This is a genomic window from Acetobacterium fimetarium (assembly GCF_014284475.1).
Classification (GTDB): Bacteria; Bacillota; Clostridia; order Eubacteriales; family Eubacteriaceae; genus Acetobacterium; species Acetobacterium fimetarium.
The window spans coordinates 1-18475 of record NZ_WJBC01000008.1 but is presented as its reverse complement, the minus strand read 5'-3'; the positions used below and the strand labels follow the sequence as shown (position 1 = coordinate 18475).

General features: G+C 44.5%; 16 protein-coding genes and 1 pseudogene. All 17 read left to right on the top strand.

The window, feature by feature from the left end; translation table 11 throughout:
• The first annotated feature begins 170 nt into the window (after positions 1-170).
• The 17 genes and pseudogenes from GH808_RS07035 to GH808_RS06955 all read left to right on the top strand — a co-directional run bounded on the left by GH808_RS07035 (position 171) and on the right by GH808_RS06955 (position 18233).
• Positions 171-1430, top strand: a complete 1260-nt coding sequence (locus GH808_RS07035; protein ID WP_186842074.1) for a UDP-N-acetylglucosamine 1-carboxyvinyltransferase — start codon at positions 171-173, stop codon at positions 1428-1430.
• 174 nt (positions 1431-1604) lie between these two features.
• The gene (locus GH808_RS07030) at positions 1605-2393 is read left to right on the top strand and encodes an MBL fold metallo-hydrolase (RefSeq protein WP_186842073.1); all 789 of its coding nucleotides are present in this window, start codon (positions 1605-1607) and stop codon (positions 2391-2393) included.
• A 28-nt stretch (positions 2394-2421) separates the two neighbouring features.
• Positions 2422-3558, top strand: coding sequence for a S1C family serine protease (locus GH808_RS07025; RefSeq protein ID WP_186842072.1), 1137 nt, complete (start codon positions 2422-2424; stop codon positions 3556-3558).
• 513 nt (positions 3559-4071) lie between these two features.
• Entirely contained in the window at positions 4072-5328 is a 1257-nt protein-coding gene (locus GH808_RS07020) for an ammonium transporter (RefSeq protein WP_420797524.1), read from the top strand.
• Between the two features lie 102 nt (positions 5329-5430).
• The gene (locus tag GH808_RS07015; protein ID WP_186842070.1) at positions 5431-5769 is read left to right on the top strand and encodes a P-II family nitrogen regulator; all 339 of its coding nucleotides are present in this window, start codon (positions 5431-5433) and stop codon (positions 5767-5769) included.
• A gap of 897 nt (positions 5770-6666) precedes the next feature.
• The gene (locus tag GH808_RS07010; RefSeq protein ID WP_186842069.1) at positions 6667-7326 is read left to right on the top strand and encodes a corrinoid protein; all 660 of its coding nucleotides are present in this window, start codon (positions 6667-6669) and stop codon (positions 7324-7326) included.
• Between the two features lie 54 nt (positions 7327-7380).
• Positions 7381-8769 (top strand): annotated as a pseudogene (locus GH808_RS15355) (monomethylamine:corrinoid methyltransferase).
• A 281-nt stretch (positions 8770-9050) separates the two neighbouring features.
• Positions 9051-9899: a pyrrolysine--tRNA(Pyl) ligase large subunit gene (pylSc, locus tag GH808_RS07000; RefSeq protein WP_243166145.1), complete on the top strand. Its 849-nt coding sequence runs from the start codon at positions 9051-9053 to the stop codon at positions 9897-9899.
• A gap of 18 nt (positions 9900-9917) precedes the next feature.
• On the top strand, positions 9918-11000 hold the full coding sequence (pylB, locus tag GH808_RS06995; protein ID WP_186842068.1) for a methylornithine synthase PylB: 1083 nt from the start codon (positions 9918-9920) through the stop codon (positions 10998-11000).
• Positions 11000-12142 (top strand): 3-methylornithine--L-lysine ligase PylC, encoded by a 1143-nt coding sequence (gene pylC, locus GH808_RS06990; protein WP_186842067.1) that lies wholly within the window; start codon positions 11000-11002, stop codon positions 12140-12142. Before pylB ends, pylC begins: the two co-directional genes overlap by 1 nt.
• Positions 12139-12927, top strand: a complete 789-nt coding sequence (pylD, locus tag GH808_RS06985) for a 3-methylornithyl-N6-L-lysine dehydrogenase PylD (RefSeq protein WP_186842066.1) — start codon at positions 12139-12141, stop codon at positions 12925-12927. Before pylC ends, pylD begins: the two co-directional genes overlap by 4 nt.
• A 10-nt stretch (positions 12928-12937) precedes the next feature.
• A complete protein-coding gene (gene pylSn / locus GH808_RS06980) occupies positions 12938-13306 on the top strand; it encodes a pyrrolysine--tRNA(Pyl) ligase small subunit (RefSeq protein ID WP_186842065.1) in 369 nt (122 codons plus the stop codon).
• Positions 13307-13396: 90 nt separating this feature from the next.
• The gene (locus GH808_RS06975) at positions 13397-14746 is read left to right on the top strand and encodes a uroporphyrinogen decarboxylase family protein (protein ID WP_186842152.1); all 1350 of its coding nucleotides are present in this window, start codon (positions 13397-13399) and stop codon (positions 14744-14746) included.
• Between the two features lie 80 nt (positions 14747-14826).
• Positions 14827-16080: an ammonium transporter gene (locus GH808_RS06970; protein WP_186842064.1), complete on the top strand. Its 1254-nt coding sequence runs from the start codon at positions 14827-14829 to the stop codon at positions 16078-16080.
• 54 nt (positions 16081-16134) lie between these two features.
• The gene (locus tag GH808_RS06965; RefSeq protein WP_186842063.1) at positions 16135-16473 is read left to right on the top strand and encodes a P-II family nitrogen regulator; all 339 of its coding nucleotides are present in this window, start codon (positions 16135-16137) and stop codon (positions 16471-16473) included.
• A 107-nt stretch (positions 16474-16580) separates the two neighbouring features.
• The gene (locus tag GH808_RS06960) at positions 16581-17525 is read left to right on the top strand and encodes a CobW family GTP-binding protein (RefSeq protein WP_243166143.1); all 945 of its coding nucleotides are present in this window, start codon (positions 16581-16583) and stop codon (positions 17523-17525) included.
• A 72-nt stretch (positions 17526-17597) separates the two neighbouring features.
• Positions 17598-18233, top strand: a complete 636-nt coding sequence (locus GH808_RS06955; RefSeq protein WP_186842062.1) for a 5-methyltetrahydrofolate--homocysteine methyltransferase — start codon at positions 17598-17600, stop codon at positions 18231-18233.
• Positions 18234-18475 lie beyond the last annotated feature (242 nt).

Sequence of the window (18475 nt, the reverse complement as noted above, 5' to 3'; positions counted from 1 at the left end):
CGAGATTTCTCCGAAAAATTAAACAATAAAAGCTTAATTGAGAAACGCGCTTTCTCGTGAAAGAATAATGAAAAAATGCGATCATACCAAGAGATTTCTTGATAATCGCTGGACTTATGATATAATAACCAATTGGATATTGCATATAGATGCATTGAAAGGAAAGTAATATGGATGCTTTTATTATAGAAGGAGGAAACCAGCTGCAAGGCGAGGTTTCAATCTCCGGGGCGAAAAATGCTGTGTTGGGAATTATTCCTGCGGCAGTGCTTTGTGCCTGTACCAGTAAAATAGAAAATGTTCCGGATATCAAGGATGTCAACAAGATGATCGACATTCTTGAAAAGCTTGGAGCTGAAATATATAAAGAACAAGATACTGTTATTATCAATACCGAAAAACCGATCTCCTATGACGTTTCGGATTATGAAGAAGAAACCGGACAAATGCGGGCTTCATACTACCTTTTGGGGGCGCTGCTGGGACGTTACCGCAAAGCGATCGTGCCACTGCCGGGCGGCTGCAATATTGGTGATCGCCCCATCGATCAGCATATCAAGGGTTTCCAGGCCCTCGGGGCAACCGTTGTGATTGAGCACGGGCAGGTAAAAATGGAGGCTCCGGAACTCAAGGGCGCCCATATATTTTTGGATGTCGTGAGCGTTGGGGCAACCATCAATATCATGCTGGCGGCGGTTCGGGCCGATGGAAAAACCGTGATCGAAAATGCCGCCAAGGAACCGCATATTGTCGATGTGGCCAATTTTCTGAATCTGATGGGCGCGAATATCAAGGGCGCCGGGACCGATGTCATCAAAATTACCGGCGTGGATGAGATGCACGGTTGCGAATATTCTGTTATTCCGGACCAGATTACGACCGGAACCTACATGATGGCAGCGGCGGCGACAGAAGGTGACGTGCTGCTTAAAAATGTTATTCCCAAGCATATGGAGGCCATCACCGCCAAGCTCACTGAAATGGGAGCGATTGTCAAGGAAGAGGACAATGGCATCCGGGTGATTGGAAAACGTCCCCTTAAGGCGATCAATGTCAAAACCATGCCTTATCCGGGTTTCCCGACCGATTTACAGCAGCCAATGGCGGTTTTAATGACCATCGCCGAAGGAACCAGTACCATTACCGAGAGTATTTTTGAAAGCCGTTTTAAATATGTCGACGAGTTGAGACGGATGGGAGCAAATATCTCGATTAACGGTCGAACCGCCAGTATCATCGGCGTCAAAAATCTGTCCGCCACCAAGATTCGGGCAACCGATCTCCGGGCGGGGGCAGCCATGGTTATTGCTGGTTTAATTGCGGATGGAGAAACAAAAGTCACGGACATTGTTCATATCGATCGGGGTTACGAAAAGCTCCAGGAGAATATGCGCAATATCGGAGCGGATATCCGACGCGTTTCCGAATAAGACGATCCAGGCATTTAGTTGAGATCTCACTCTGGTTTAACCTTAAAAGTCACAAAACGGTGTTAAGTCAGCTTTAAGTAAGTTTCGATAGGATAAACCCAACAATCTGATCCCTGGACCATTCGAAGTGGAATAATTTAAAAATAATGAAGTAATGAACATAGGGAGCGAAGATTGAAATTTTGTAGTTTATATAGTGGAAGTTCTGGAAACAGTTTATTTGTCTCAAATAACGGCACAAAACTACTTGTCGATGCTGGCCTCAGTGGTATTCGAATTCAAAGGGCTTTGAATGATATTGGAGAAAACCCGGATGAAATCTGTGGAATTCTCGTGACTCATGAGCATAATGACCATATTCATGGACTGGGTGTGCTGTCCCGCCGTTTTGATCTGCCGATCTATGCCAATGAAAAGACATGGGCAGCGATGGTTGACGACTTGGGAAAAATTGCCCCTAAAAATATCAGAACCTTTGAATTTGAAAAGACATTTGCGATTGAAGACCTGGAAATAGAGGCATTTAAGACATCGCATGATGCTGCCGATTCAGCGGGATTTCTGATCAACAACGGCAAAAAAAGTTTGGGAATCGCAACCGACTCCGGAATCATAACACCTGAGATGATAAAGACTTTGGGTGGCTGTGATTTGGCAGTGGTTGAATCCAATCATGATGTATCGATGCTTGAAGCCGGAAGCTATCCTTTTTATCTGAAACAGCGGATTAAAAGCGATTTTGGCCATTTGTCCAATGAGATTGCCGGCGGTCTTGCTTTGTCTTTGGTTGAAAAAGGCGCAAGACATCTGGTACTGGCCCATCTGAGTGGAGAAAACAATTATCCCCTGCTTGCTTATGAAACGACTGCGCGGATTCTGACCGGAGCAGGTGTTGTCATAAAAGAGGATGTTGATCTTTTGGTTGCCAAAAGAGAGTGCGTAAGCGAGATAATCGAACTGTGAGAGCTTCAACTAAAGTTGAGGTGAAGCAATGAATGATGATCTAAAAAATGACGGCTTGAAAAAAGAAAAGAACTATTTTCTGAAAAAGTATTTCCCCCTGTTGATTGGTCTGATCGGAGCAGTGATTGGCGGTCTGATTGTTGGCGGCGTATTCCTGGGAATCAGTTATTTGGGGAGTGGCAATACCGTTGTTCAGGGTGGAACAAAAGAGATTGTTGTCAATCAGGACAGTTCGGATTCGGTGGTGGAAGCCATCGCTCAGGTGGTTCCGACTGCGGTAGTCGGGATTGAAACAACCGCGGTCGCGAAGACGGTTTTTGGTCAGTCGCAGGAAGAGACCGGTGTCGGTTCAGGTTTTATTTTAACCAGTGACGGTTATATTGCAACCAACCAGCATGTTGCGACGGATAGTGCCACATCCATGGTTGTTTCGCTGGCGGATGGCAACACCTATGATGCCAAACTTGTCTGGTCCGATTCCAGTCTGGATCTGGCGATCATTAAAATTGATGCCAAAAACCTGCCAACGCTTGAGCTCGGCGATTCTGACAGTATTGCCGTAGGAGAACTGGCCGTAGCGGTCGGAAACCCGATGGGACTGAATTTTGAACGGTCAGTCACTTCCGGTATCGTTTCCGCACTCAACCGCAGCATTCCGCTCGATAATGGGCTGGCTGAAGATTTGATCCAAACGGATGCATCCATCAATTCGGGCAATAGTGGCGGACCGCTGGTAGATAAAAATGGCAAGGTCATCGGGATTAATTCCTACAAGCTGAGCACCGGCGAGGGAATGGGATTTGCCATTCCAATCAATATTCTGAAGCCGATTTTGAACGAAGTTGTTGCAACCGGAAAATTCAATTCATCAGTAATGGGAATTACCGCATATGACCGGGCCATTGCTGATTACTATCTGACCGACAGCTCAGTCAGCTTCTCTAAGGGTATTTATATTGCATCGGTGCAATCAGGTGGCGGCGCCGCCAATGCCGGTCTGCAGGTCGGCGATATTATTCTGCAAATCGATGGAACCGATACAAACACCATGCTGAAAATGAAGGAAATCCTATATGCCAAGAATCCCGGCGATAAAGTTTCAGTGACCTATGAGCGAAACGGACAGACGAAGACAACCGATGTGACGGTTTCGGCGGGAGAATAAAAACGGCAACAACCGGTTAAAAAAATAAAACACACATGATTTGTGATGGCAGTTAATCCTGTCATCACTTTTTTTATTCGGAAATTGCAAGTGATAATCCGGACGGCTGGTTTGGGACGGATCGGGCTCAAATTTGACAACGAAAAGCGGCTCAAAACACTAATTTCTAATTGACAGCGACTTGCTTTGATGCTAAAATTAAAAAGATTTTAAAAAATCGTTCGGTGGATATCAAGGAGGATATTCATTGAAATTGCGATCATGATTTAAGAAGTTATGAAAGGTAATAACAGGTGCTCCTGCTATTATCATTTTTTTTGTAAAAAAATAATTGAAATCATTTATCAAAGGCGATAACAGCCATGACTAGGCGACAACAGTCATGCTTGTTGTCGTCTTTTTTTTGTTTGAATGAGGTAATCATGAGAATGTTTATTTGCGAAAGGGGGGCCTTGCAAAATAAAGTGAAAGCATCAACGTATTTGACAAAAATAAATTAGAAAAGAGGAAATTATTATGTTTAATCCTGGTGATATTGCTTTTGTTGCCATCTGCTCAATGCTTGTATTCTTTATGACTCCCGGTCTCGGGCTGTTCTATGCTGGAATGGTTCGCAGAAAAAATGCGATCAATACGATCATGTCGGTGATGTTTGTCTGCGGCCTGGCTACCGTGATGTGGTTTGTTTTCGGCTATTCATTATCGTTTGGCCCAGATGCCGGAGGCTTTGGCGTGGTGGGAAATTTAAGCAATGCATTTTTCCATGGGGTCAGTGCTTCTGAAGCCGGCCCCTATACGGATACCATTCCCGGTGCGCTGTATGCTGTTTTTCAGCTCGTCTTTTGTATTGTGACGCCGGCCATTGTTGTCGGTTCATTGTCTGGAAGAATGAAGTTTTCGGCGCTGTTTGTGTTTGTCACTGCGTGGCTGGTGCTGGTCTATTATCCCATGGCGCATATGGTTTGGGGCCAGGGCGGTCTGATCGCAGGTCTCGGTGCGGTGGATTTTGCCGGCGGTTATGTGATTGAAATCAGTTCCGGTATTTCCGGTCTGGTGGCCTGTATTATTCTCGGTACCCGGAAAGGTTATGGGATTCAATCCTACCATCCGCACAATATTCCCTTGTTCGTGATCGGCGGTGCGATTCTGTGGGTCGGCTGGTTTGCATTTAATGGCGGATCGGCTTTGTCAGCCAATGAACTGGCTGTTCAGGCCATTGTCAACACGATGATCGCTTCGGCCGCCGCGATGCTGAGCTGGATGCTGATTGAAACGGTGCTGTATCAAAAGGTTACCGTGATGGGTGCCGTTACCGGGGCGATTGTCGGGCTGGTTTCGATCACGCCAGGTGCGGGTTTTGTTCCGTTTGAGGCAGCTCTGTTTATCGGCGGAGTCGTCAGTCCGATCTGCTTCTTTTTTCTGACAAAAGTCAAAGAAAAATTCGCCTATGATGATGCTCTCGATGCTTTTGGCTGTCACGGCATCAGTGGAATATGGGGAGTCATTGCGACCGGTCTGTTCGCACAGACGGCCATCAATCCGGTGGCCCACTGGGATGGCTTGTTTTTCGGTGATACGAGACTATTTGCCGCCCAGATGATGGCATTGGCTATTGCGGTGCTCTATTCTGCCGTGATGACAGCCATCATCATGCTGCTGCTCAAGAAGGTCATGACGATTCGCGTCTCACCAGAAGAAGAAGCACTGGGTCTGGATATCAGCGAACACAGTGAAGAAGGCTATCCGGCATTTTCAGGAATTGACCAATAGCGTGTTTTCGATTAAAATACTATTGAGCGTATTATTAATACCGGTTGTCGAAAAAAGCGACCAATCGTTAACCCATTGGAGACGTCAAGAAAGGAAAATGATATGAAATTAGTCGAAGCGATCATTCGTCCGGAAAAATTGGAACCATTGAAGGATTCATTCCTGAAGGCTGACATTAAAGGAATGAATGTGCGTCAGATTTTGGGGTGTGGCAATCAGCATGGCTGGATCGCCCATAACAGGGGTTCATCTGTCATGATGAACATGCTGCCAAAAATCGAAATCAAGATTGTTGTAGCGGATGATAAGGTGGAAGATACGGTTAAGCTGATCATCGATACGGTACGAACCGGTGAAATTGGCGATGGCAAGATTTTTGTTAAACCAGTTGAAGAATGTATCCGAATCAGAACCGGCGAAAGAGGGGATGACGCTCTTTAAGTCGGGATGACATTTTTTCAAAAATCCGTTGATCAAGGGGCTTGGCACAGGAATTGATTGTGCCAAGCCCCTTTTCGGATCATGCCGGGGAAATAAAAAAGAAAATCGTTTTCATAGCTACAATCATGAAAAAAGTTCAAAATGCTTATTGACAGCGCCGTTTTTCGATGCTATAATCAAAAACATTCACAGCACATTCAACAAAGATATCGATGATGATTAAGTTGTTGAATCAGACAAGAATAGAAAAACATGAATCAATGAATTGAATGATAGTATTGTTAATCAATGGTGATAACAGGATTTCCTGTTATCACTCTTTTTTTATGCAAGAAAAACCACGAAAAAATAAAAAAACATTGACAGCGATTTTAGGCAATGCTATAATCAACCACATTCACGGTAACATTCAACAAGATAACAATGATGATTGAACGGTTGAACAGACGGGATGAGAAAACATGAATTATGAATTGAATGATAGTATTGTTAATCAATGGTGATAACAGGGATTCCTGTTATCACTCTTTTTTTTATGTAAAAAAAAGGCAGAAACACAGAGTAAAACAAAAACCTGATCAAAAAAACAAATGAGTGATCCGATCAAAGAACTGCTGCCAGGATCGAATGAATTGCCGATAGGATTTCATTGCATAGTGCAGAAATAAAAAGCGAATATAGCCATAACGTTAATCAATGATGATAACAGGAAATAATCCTGTTATCATTTTTTTTTATGCCAATAAAAAGTGATCACCGTTAAAACGATCAAAGACGATAGCGTTTTTAAAGAAGATCATGTTTTTATCAATCAATGATATATATTGATTTTAGATTACCGGATCACACCCGGCAATTTAAAGATAAATATAAATATAAGTAAAATGGAGGAAGAAAATGACACGAGAAGAAATATTAGCCAAGCTAAAAGAATCGATTGTAGAAATGGATGAAGACTTAGCTGAAGAAGCTGCCCACGAAGCATTGGAAGCTGGGTTGGACCCTCTGATTGCCATAACTGATGGACTATCAGAAGGAATGTTGGTAGTCAGTGATTTATTTGATATTGGTGAAGCCTTTGTACCACAATTGATGGTTGCTGCAGAAGCATTTGAAAAAGCGGTAGAGGTTTTAACAAGCAACTTGACTGATGATGAAAAACAGGCCTCAAAATTGGGGAAAGTTCTGATTCATACAGTTCAGGGAGATGTCCACGACATCGGTAAAAATATTGTTAAAACAATGTTTGAAGCAAATAATTTTCAGGTTTTCGACCTTGGTCGAGATGTTCAGGTTGAACTGGTGGTGGAAAAGGCAAAAGAATATGGTGTTGATATTATTGCCGGATCCGCACTGATGACGACGACCATGCCAGCGCAAAAAGATATCATTCGTCTGCTTGCAGAAGAAGGTATCCGCGATGATTATATAATTATGTATGGTGGAGCACCGGTTTTCCAAGACTGGTGTGACAAAATTGGGGCTGACGGTTATGCAGATACCGCTGCGGGAGCAGTTGAGGTAGCCAAAAAACTATTAGCTCAAAAAGCCAGCTAAAAAAGTCTGGCTAAAAAGTTTGACAAAAAAATATTAAGAAAGGTGGTACCGGAAATGGGAGCAATTAAAAAAAGAGTGACTGTTTTTGATGTATATGACCGTGCCAAGATCGGCCCGAAAATGGCTGAGAATGACTGGGATTATAAATTAATACCAAAAACAGCCACAGCGCTCAAAAAGAAATACGGTATAAAGATTGATAAAACGAAAATTATACCGGATGATCCTGAACTGATGGACAATTTGTTCAAAGCAGGAATCGAAATGTTAGTCGAATGCGGAGTTTACTGCATCGATACTGGCCGTGTCATTAAATATACAGAAGAAGAGGTTTTAACAGCGATTAAGAATGCACCACAGGATGTTCCTTATGGTGAAGGAAAAGACGCAGTGATGTTAACACCACGACGCTACAGTGAAAAAAAGGCACCGATTATTCAGGGAGGACCAACTGGCGCACCCTGTTCAGAAGCATTATTTGTGCCGATTCATCAGTCTTATGCACAGGAACCAATCGTTGACACGATTGTTGATGGGGTATTACAAACGATTCTGGGGAAAGACCCGGTACCAAACAGTCCATGGGAAATCATGGCAGTCAAATCGGAGGCAGTATTCGTACGTGATGCTCAAATGCGAGCAGGACGTCCGGGTATGGGATTGTAGGGCAACGAAACTTCTTTGTCCCCCGCAGGAGTAATCGCAGCAGATTTTCCAGGCGGGATGAGGCCTTCTGATAGCCATGAAGTATCTCAGCTAAACGAGCTCAAAATCGACGTAGGTGCGTTGGTTGTTGCTGCTCACTATGCTTTAGCTGGCAATACAGTTATGGTAGAACAGATGCCGATATTTGGTGGATACGCCGGAGGTCTTGAAGAGACCGCCATTGTCGACGTAGCAACCACCATCAACTCTTTTGTGATGATGCAGGCGACCTGGCACTTGGATGGGCCGGTTCATGTTCGCTGGGGTATCACAACAGCAAGAGAAACCCTGGCCGTCGCCGCTCACGCAGCAATGGCAGTGGAAGCCAATTCACACTTGATGTTAGGAAACCAATATTACACCGCAGCCGGTCCATGTACCGTGATGTGTCTGTTGGAAACCGCCGCCCAGGCAATCACTGATACCATGAGCGGACGTGAAGTTCTCTCCGGCGTTGCCGCCGCAAAAGGCGTCTCGACAGACTTCTTTACCGGAATGGAAGCACGAATGATGGGTGAAGCTGCCCATGCCGTTGCCGGAATGGATGTTGCTGAGGTTAATATTTTACTTGATAAACTGATCAGCATTTATGAAAAAGATTATAAAACAGCTCCTGTAGGCAAATCATTTTCTGAATGTTATGACACATTGAAAATTGAACCGACTCAGGAATACTTAGATATTTATGATGAAGCGGTAAAAGTATTGACAGATTTAGGTTTAACCTACTGGAGTTAATACAAAAAATAATGCATCAAAAGCCGGACTGGCAGATGAAAGAGCTGTGACATAGGTATGTTGCAGCTTGGTCTGCCAATCAGGTTCAGATGCATCATCATGGAGGGTGAATCGTAGTGATTGCTTGGACTCTAAATCCGTGCAGTCGGGTGCAACTCCCGAACTCTCCGCCAAATTAATCAATTAATGAGTCTTATCATCATAAATTTATCAGGGATCCGGTTTCAGACATCAGAAAAAGTGCAAGCAGAGGGCTTGTTTCATCAATAGAGGAAAGGATCATGGTAAAAAAAATGAAAATTGAAATGACATCCAGTCAACTGGAGCGGTTGAAAGCACTTGGGGGAAACATCGAAGCGGGTTATTGTTTTGAAAGCACGGCTCAAAGAGAAGCTGAGTTTAAAAGGCTGGAAAAAGCCCTGGTTTTGGAAGCCAAAAAGAATTTGAATACATTACGCACCGGTGATCGAAGACCGATGCTGTGCAAAGTACAGGAACAGCTGGTTGAAGCTCTGACGAGCGAAGGGTTTGTCCAGGTCGTGACACCAACCATTATTTCAAAGAAGTTTCTGGAACGCATGACCATCGATGATGACCATGCGCTGCATACTCAGGTTTTCTGGGTGGACAAGAATAAATGCCTGCGACCGATGCTGGCGCCAAATCTTTATTCCGTTTCCAAAGACCTCCTCAATATTTGGGAGAAGCCGGTGCGTATTTTTGAAATCGGCTCCTGCTTCAGAAAAGAATCCCAGGGAAAAAGTCATCTGAATGAATTTACAATGCTGAATCTTGTGGAATGGGGAACGGCTATTGGCAACCGGGATAATCGAATCCGGGAATTGTCGGATCTGGTATTGAAAACCCTCAGGATTGAGGATTATGAATTTGAAGAGGAAGACTCGGTCGTCTATGGAAATACCATCGATGTTGTAAAAAACGGCCTGGAACTCGGTTCCAGTTCAAAAGGGTCACATCCGCTGGACGCCGCTTGGGGAATTACGGATTCCTGGGTTGGCATCGGGTTCGGCCTGGAACGGCTGCTGATGATTCGAGAGCAGAAAAACAATATTCATGCCCTCGCAAAAAGCATTGCCTATCTTGATGGTGTAAGACTGAATATAAAATAGAAAGAAAGGTGCGAACCGATGAAAAAAATAGATGAAATTTTAGAAAAGGCGTTGGCTGAAAAGAAATTGAATTTTGAAGAAGTCGTTTTTCTTTTATCACAGAGAGATAAGGACGAGATCAAGCGCATTCATGAAGCAGCCAGAATGTTAAGAACACGGTACTTCGACAACAGAATTTTTGCTTACGGTTTTGTTTATTTTTCCACCTTTTGCCATAATGAATGCACATTCTGTTTTTACCGGTATTCCAATGCCCAATCATTGCGGTACCGGAAAAATCGGGATGAGATTATTGATTTGTCGAAAGCCCTGGCAGAATCCGGCGTCCATCTGATCGATTTGACAATGGGTGAAGATGACCTTTTCTTAACGAATCCGGATTATTTCCTGGAGATGGTGAAAGCAGTTAAAGAGTCTACCGGGTTGCCGGTGATGATTTCACCGGGAAAAGTCAGTGAGCAACTGCTCGATAAGTTCATGGATGCAGGTGTGAGTTGGTACGCCTTATATCAGGAAACCTACAACCGCGAGCTTTACCGGAAGATGCGGCTGAACCAGGATTTTGACCAGAGAATGAACAAAAAAAGAAAGGCGCGCGCGAAAGGTTTTCTGCTGGAAGAAGGACTGCTGACCGGAATCGGCGATACCATTGAAGACCGGGCGACAGCGATGTTGGAAATGGGCAGTCTGGGTGTATCACAGGTAAGAACGATGACCTTTGTTCCGCAGAAAGGGACACCGCTGGAAAACCTGACACCAACAGACAGCCGGAATGAGCTGCTGAACATCAGCGTGCTGCGGCTGCTTTATCCGGACAAACTGATTCCGGCATCCCTGGATGTTGAGGGGCTGATCGGACTCGCGGATCGTCTGATGGCCGGTGCCAATGTGGTGACCTCCATCATTCCACCGCAGGAAGGCTTGGCCGGAGTATCCCAGAGCTCGCTGGATATTGACGATGGCAGTCGTTCGCTGCCAAAAATTATGCCGACCCTTGAGGCGTGCGGCTTAACTCTGGCGACAACAGCTGAATATGAAGCGTTTCTTGAACAGGAAAAAGCAAAACAGGATTGTGAAAAATTAGAACAGGGAGCATCGTGATGAAGATATTAATTGTTGGCGGAAAACTGCAGGGTGTCGAAGCGGCATATTTATCAAAAAAAGCGGGCTGGCTCAGCCTGCTCGTTGATAAAAATGATCAGGCGCCGGCAGCTGCAATGTGTGATAAATTTCTTTGTCTGGACGCCATGAATGAAGGGGCGATGGTTCAGTTATTCAGAAATGTTGATTTGGTCATTCCGGCGATGGAAAACCGAGCGGTACTGGAAAAATTGTTGAGCTATCAAAAAATAACCGGTACCCCGATGGTTTATGATCAGAAAGCGTATGATATTTCGTCGTCAAAAATAAAGTCGGACCGTTTATTCCAGACAAAAAAAATACCGGCACCGCGGCAATACCCGGCCTGTTCCTACCCGGTGATTGTTAAACCAAGTAACCGCAGCGGCAGCGAGGGTGTAGTGAAAATCAATTCAAGAAAAGATCTTGAACAAAATGTTGAATACCTGAACGGCAACTATGTTATCCAGGAGTATCTGGAAGGCCGATCCTATTCCCTTGAAGTCATTGGAAACGGGCGGTCATACAATGTTCTCCAGATAACCGAAATCATTATTGATGACGATTATGACTGTAAACGGGTAGTGGCACCGGCATCTGTTTCGGAAGATCTAAAAAAAGAATTCGTTAGAATTGCCGAAGAGATGGCTGAGATTATTCAGATAAACGGGATTTTCGATATCGAGGTCATCCTGGATAACGGTCAATTCAAAGTACTGGAAATCGACGCCCGCTTGCCCAGCCAGACACCGATATCCGTTTATCATTCCACTGGCATTAACATGATCGAGCTGATGGCGGAGGCGATTGAGGGCAACGTCAGAAAAGTTGCAATCAGCAGTAAAAAAGTTTGTCTCTATCAGCAGGTTATGGTCAACAGCAATGGCTGTTGCGTACTTGGCGAAAAAATCATGGGCAGCGCCGGTCCGCTGAAAGTGATTGATGGATTTTTCGGAGCTGATGAAGCCATTACAAATTATGAACCCGGAAAAACGGCGTGGGTGGCGACCGTGATTATTACAGCAGCGACAGAAAAAAAGGCCTATCTGAAATTTGATCAGGTATTTGCAAAAATTCAATCACAGATTGACGAAAATTACTGCATCAAGGAGGCCGTACTATGACACGTCTGGTAAAAAAAGATATCGAGTCGATCGACAGCAACCTGAATCATCTTGATCAGCGCTTGCGAGAATCAACCGGCCATTCACTGCTTGAAATCGGCGCTTTTGCGATGAGCAAAGAGCTTCCGCTGCGGCAAACGAAAGTTGCTGTTGTGCCGATCACCACCGGGTTGGGCATTATCGATGGGTTTTCTGAAAAAGTCAAAGAAATTCTGATTCATTTGGGGACAGACGCGTTTACAACAACAAAGACAGACATCGGCGGAATTCAGGAAGCGTTTGACCATCAAGCGGCGATTGTTTTTATGGCCGATGACGACGTGTTTAGTGCCTTCCACTTACACAAGCGGAGCTACTCTGACAATGGCGCGGCAACCGGCAGAGGGTTTGCAGCTGCGCTATACCTGGCTGCCGAACAAAATGCAGCAATGGAAGTGCTTGTTTTAGGTGCCGGTCCGGTGGGCCAGGCGGCGATTGAGTTCTTATTGGAAAAGAATGTTCAGATCGTACTGGCTGAATGTGACAAACCAAAAGCCGCACAATGCCAAAAAAAATATCCCGAAATAAAACTCGCAGACGATTGGGCAGCTCGTCATTATCAATACATATTAGATGCCACACCGGCGGCCAATCTTATAAAAACAAAAAACGTGACCGATGAAACCATTATTTCAGCACCTGGCGTGCCTTTGGGAGTGGCAGCTGAGGCGGCAGAAAATGCCGATCGGATCATCCACAATCTGTTGGAACTTGGCGTGGCAACCATGCTCTGCGCGGTTTCGTAAGGAGGCAGCAATGGATACTGTTTTGAAAGTAAACACGGAAACTGAAAAAAAAGCAACCCATGCGACGGACCGAGAGAAACTGACCAAAAGATATATTTCAAAAAATCAGGGGTTGTTCAAAGTCGTCAATAAAATAAAACTTTGGCCATCCAAGTCGGGGATGCTGCACAGCATCAAGTCGATTGATCGGAATGGCGACCTTGCGGTCATTACGACTTTCTGCGGGGAAACCTTTACGGTCCGAGATTCAAAAAACAGCCGCAGCGCCCGATGGCTGCGGAATCGATGGTATATGAAAGCCTGTCCCCGGTGCGGCATCCCGGACTGGAAACTGGCGAAGTATTCAACAACCGTTTTCTATGACGGAAGACAGCGATAAATCAAGCTGCCGACGGCGGTGTAAGCGTAAAAAATAGATGCTCAAGCGAGTGGTTATTTATAAATATCAAGAAAATTATGGAGGTGTATGATGGGAAAAGATTTGATTTTAAAAACATTGAGACATGAAAAGGTAGACGGCATTCCCTGGGTTCCGTTTGCGGGGGTCCACGCAGGTATTCTTAAAGGCTACACGGCCAAAGAAATATTGGTGGACGGCGATAAACTGTTTGAATCTCTGATGGAGGTTAACAAAATGTATACGCCTGACGGGATGCCGGTGATGTTCGATCTGCAGATTGAAGCCGAAATCATGGGCTGCGAGTTGCTGTGGGCAGAGGATAATCCCCCTTCCGTTGTTGCTCATCCCTACTCAGGTGATAAAGTGATTCCCTGTAAATGCAAAATACCAAAGAAAACAGACGGACGGATTCCGATGGTGCTCGATGTCATGCATCGGCTGAAAGAAGAAATTGGCGATCAGGTGGCATTATATGGTTTGATCTGCGGACCGGTTACCCTGGCTTCGCATATCCGTGGCAGTGAATTTTTCATGGATATCATCAAAGACAAGGAATTTGCGGCGCAAATGGTTGAGTTCTGTGCCGAAGTCTGTATCGCGATGTCCAACTACTATATCGAAGCGGGCATGGATGTCATTGGCGTTGTGGATCCGATCATCAGCCAGATTTCACCAAAAGCGATCGAAAAATTATTCCTGGATTCATTCACCGCAGTTTTTGACAATATCAAAAGCCAGGGCGTGCTCAGTTCCTTTTTCGTCTGTGGCGATGCCACGATTCAAATGGATGTGATGTGCAGAACCCATGCCGACGGGATCTCAGTGGATGAAAATGTCAATATCGCGGAAGCCAAAAAAATTACAGACCAGTATGGGATTGCGATGGGCGGTAATATTCCGTTGACCACGGTCATGCTGTTTGGAAATCAACAGGATAACATGAAATATGTTGTTGAAATGCTGGACAACATCAGCCATGAGAATTTAATCGTCAGTCCCGGCTGTGATATGCCGTACAGCGTCCCTATTGAAAATACGATTGCCTGCGTACAGGCCGTCAAACAGACGGATGATGTTCGGGAAATGATCAAAAATTACGAAGCTGTGGATGACACCATTGATGTGGATTTGCCGGATTATGATCATCTTGAGCGACCGCTGATCGAAGCATTTACCCTGGATGCAGCGACCTGTGCGGCATGTACTTACATGGTCAAGGCGGCGCTGCTGGCGAAAGAAGAATTTGGCGATAAAGTAGATGTTATGGAATATAAATACACCATCAAAGAAGACATTGCCCGGACAAAAAAAATGGGCGTGGAGCATCTGCCGTCACTGTACATCAACGGTGAATTAAAATGGTCTTCAATTATTCCCAGTCGGGAAGAATTGCTGGCGGTAGTCGGTCCGTTAATCTGAAAACAATAAAAATGAGGGTTTCCAATTCAACCGTACCTCATTATTGAAATATAGAAATAATTAAGAAAAGAGGAGTTAAAATGATTAATTCAGGAGATGTTGCATTTGTTCTAATCTGTACGATGCTCGTATTTTTTATGACCCCCGGTCTGGCCATGTTTTACGGAGGGATGGTTCGCAGAAAGAATACCGTCAACACGTTAATGTCCGTTGTGTTTTGCTGTGGCCTGGCAATTGTGATGTGGTTTGCCTTCGGTTATTCACTGGCGTTTGCACCGGATGCCGGCGGTTTCGGATTCATCGGTGATTTGAGTTATGCATTTTTCAATAATACCAGCAGCACCGAAGCCGGCTTCTATGCCGCCAACATTCCCAGCGCGCTGTTTGCCATTTTCCAACTCGTGTTCTGCATTATCACACCAGCCATCATTGTCGGATCACTTTCTGGAAGAATGAAATTTCCCGCCATCTTCGTTTTTGTAGCATTCTGGCTGTTGCTTGTCTATTATCCACTGGCCCATATGGTTTGGGGAGAAGGCGGCTTAATCCTCGGCCTCGGCGCCGTTGACTTTGCCGGCGGGAATGTTATTCATATCAGTTCCGGTGTTTCCGGATTAGTTGCCTGTATCATCCTCGGTTCAAGAAAAGGATATGGCATCCAGGCTTACCATCCACACAACATTCCGTTATTCTTTATCGGCGGTTCGATATTATGGGCGGGATGGTTTGCTTTCAACGGCGGCTGTGCATTGGGTGCAAATGGCCTGGCGGTTCAGGCAGTTACCAACTCAGTGATCTCGTCAGGAGCGGCTATGTTAACCTGGATGTTGATAGAGACCGTTCTATTTAAGAAGGTTACGGTTATGGGTGCAGTTACCGGTGCCATTGTTGGACTGGTTGCCATTACCCCAGCGGCTGGTTTTGTTCCTTTCTGGTCAGCCCTGATTATCGGTGGCCTGGTCAGCCCGATCTGCTTTACAGCAATGACCGTTATCAAACAGAAATTCGGCTACGATGATGCGTTGGATGCATTTGGCTGCCACGGCATTGGCGGAATCTGGGGCGGTATTGCAACCGGTCTGTTTGCTCAAACGGCCATCAATCCAGTTGCTCAATGGAATGGCCTGGTTTTTGGCGATACCCAACTGATTACCGCTCAGCTGATGGCGATTTGTATATCAGTCCTCTATTCTGGAGCAATGACAGCATTGATTATGTTTGTCTTGAAGAAGGTCATGAAAGTTCGCGTATCACCGGAAGAAGAGGCCCTTGGTCTGGATATCAGTGAACACAGCGAAGAAGCTTACCCCGCTTTTTCTGGCATTGATCAATAAAGTTTATATTGCACAATTGGCCTATTAAAAGATGATTCAAGAAAGGATAATGAAATGAAATTAGTCGAAGCAATTATTCGTCCGGAAAAATTGGAACCATTGAAGGATGCATTTCTGAAATATAAAATTAATGGATTGAATGTTCGACAGGTTTTGGGATGCGGCAATCAGCATGGCTGGACAGCCCATAACCGGGGAACATCGGTTATTATGAACATGATTCCAAAAATCGAAATCAAAATTGTGGTAGCAGATGAAAAGGTCGAAGATACCATTAAAGTGATCATGGATGTAGCCCGAACGGGAGAAATTGGCGACGGAAAAATCTTTGTCAAATCCGTTGAAGAGTGTATTCGAATCAGAACTGGCGAAAGAGGTGACGTTGCTTTATAAAAAAGCAGCCTAAACTCCGATCAGATTCATTCTTAAAAGGGCTTTTGTAAAACAGCGACAGGCTGTTGGGCAGAAGCCCTTTTAATTAATCAGGTGACTTCACTGAAATGAAAGGAAGATATATCAAGATGAAACTTGTTTTAATAACGGGGTTTTTGGGGGCGGGAAAGACGACGCTGCTGCAAAATCTGCTGAAAGAATATGCCGGCACAAAAATGGGTGTGCTGATGAACGAGTTTGGCGAGGTGAGTATTGACGGGAAACTCATCAGCACTCAGGATTTTGATCTGATTGAACTGACCAATGGATCAATATTCTGTGCCTGTCTCAAAGAAAATTTCATTAAAGGACTGGCAGAGTTTCTCAACTATGATTTGGAAACTGTCTTTATTGAATCTTCAGGCGTGGCCGATCCATCGAATATGCAAACCATTCTGGAAACCACAACAAAAATCGCCCAAAAAAGTTATGATTATCGCGGTTCAATCTGCATCGCCGACGGACTGTATTTTCTTGATCAGCTGGATCTGATTCCGGCACTTGAAAGACAGGTGTTTTATGCCAATGCGGTTATTGTCAATAAATCAGATCTTCAGGAGCCGGATGTTTTAAAAGAAATTGAAGCAAAAATAACAGCAATTAATCCGGCCGCTGAAATTTTCAGAACATCTTTCTGTGAAGTACCGGTCAGAGCGCTGGTTGAAACCATGGGCGGGGCAAAACAGATCGCTGACAAGGAAACCGGCAATACCTGGGAATCCAGACTGAAAACATCGGTTCTAAGAACAACCGCCACTTTGAACATGCAGCAGCTCAGATTATTCCTGGACGAAATTAAAAGCTCAGCCCATCGTATCAAAGGATTTGTACAAACGGATCAGGGAAATTTCGAGATCAGCTGCGTCAATAATTTCGCCGTGATGAATTCATGGAATGAATCCGTTTCCGAGACCGAAATCGTAATTATTTCATCGGTCGGGATTCGGATCATCAGCGAATTTCATCGACTGTGGGAGAAATATTTTGCAGGGATTTCGTGTGAAATCAGGTAGCATCACGGGAACCAGTTGAAATAGAACACAACGGTTATCAATTTCAAGAAGAGAAATGAGGAGGGTAGAAGTATGAATAACGTGACGCAGATTCCCTATCGGATCGATCAGTCAGAATTATTTGCGCGGATGAAAGTTACCGAAAAAAATCCGCTGTACCGGAAGTTCCTGCGGTCTTATCAGGATATCCTCGAGAAACTGCCGGAATTATTGAATATTCAGGGAACCTTTCAATTGCGAGCAAATGATGCAGCAGAAAAACTGCATCAGAGATTATCCGGCGTCAGTCATATTGTTTACTGTATGGTGACGCTGGGATCTGGAATTTCAGAAAGATCGAATGCTTATTTTCAGGAAAAGGATTTTCTGAAAGGTCTGATGATTGACAGCATCGCAGACATTCTGGTATTCAATGCTTCCAATGATTATTACGCGATCATCAAAGAAGAAGTATTCAGAAAAAACGGCTACGCAATGACGATGCGTTATTCACCGGATGATTCATTGATCCCCATCAGTTTTCAGAAAGATATTCTGGAACAAGTTAACGGCCGAAAGCTCATGGCGGTCGACATCACGGAAGGGTATATGTATAATCCGGTCAAAACACTGGGCTATCTTTACGGTGCCGACAAGGACATCGAACTGGCGAAAAAAGATCATGACTGCGTGGTTTGTTCAAATGACATCTGTGAATACCGGAAATAAAAAGAAAATCGTTTTCATAGCTACAATCATGAAAAAAGTTCAAAATGCTTATTGACAGAGGCGTTTTGGGATGCTATAATCAAAAACATCTTAAGAGATTGTTCAAACGGCATCGAGGATGATGGTTCTTTTGAAACAGGATTTTAAGCACCAAAAAGATTATCAATGACGATAACGGGTTTTACCTGTTATCGTCTTTTTTTATTTCAAAACAGAATACTACAAACAATTTATCAATGACG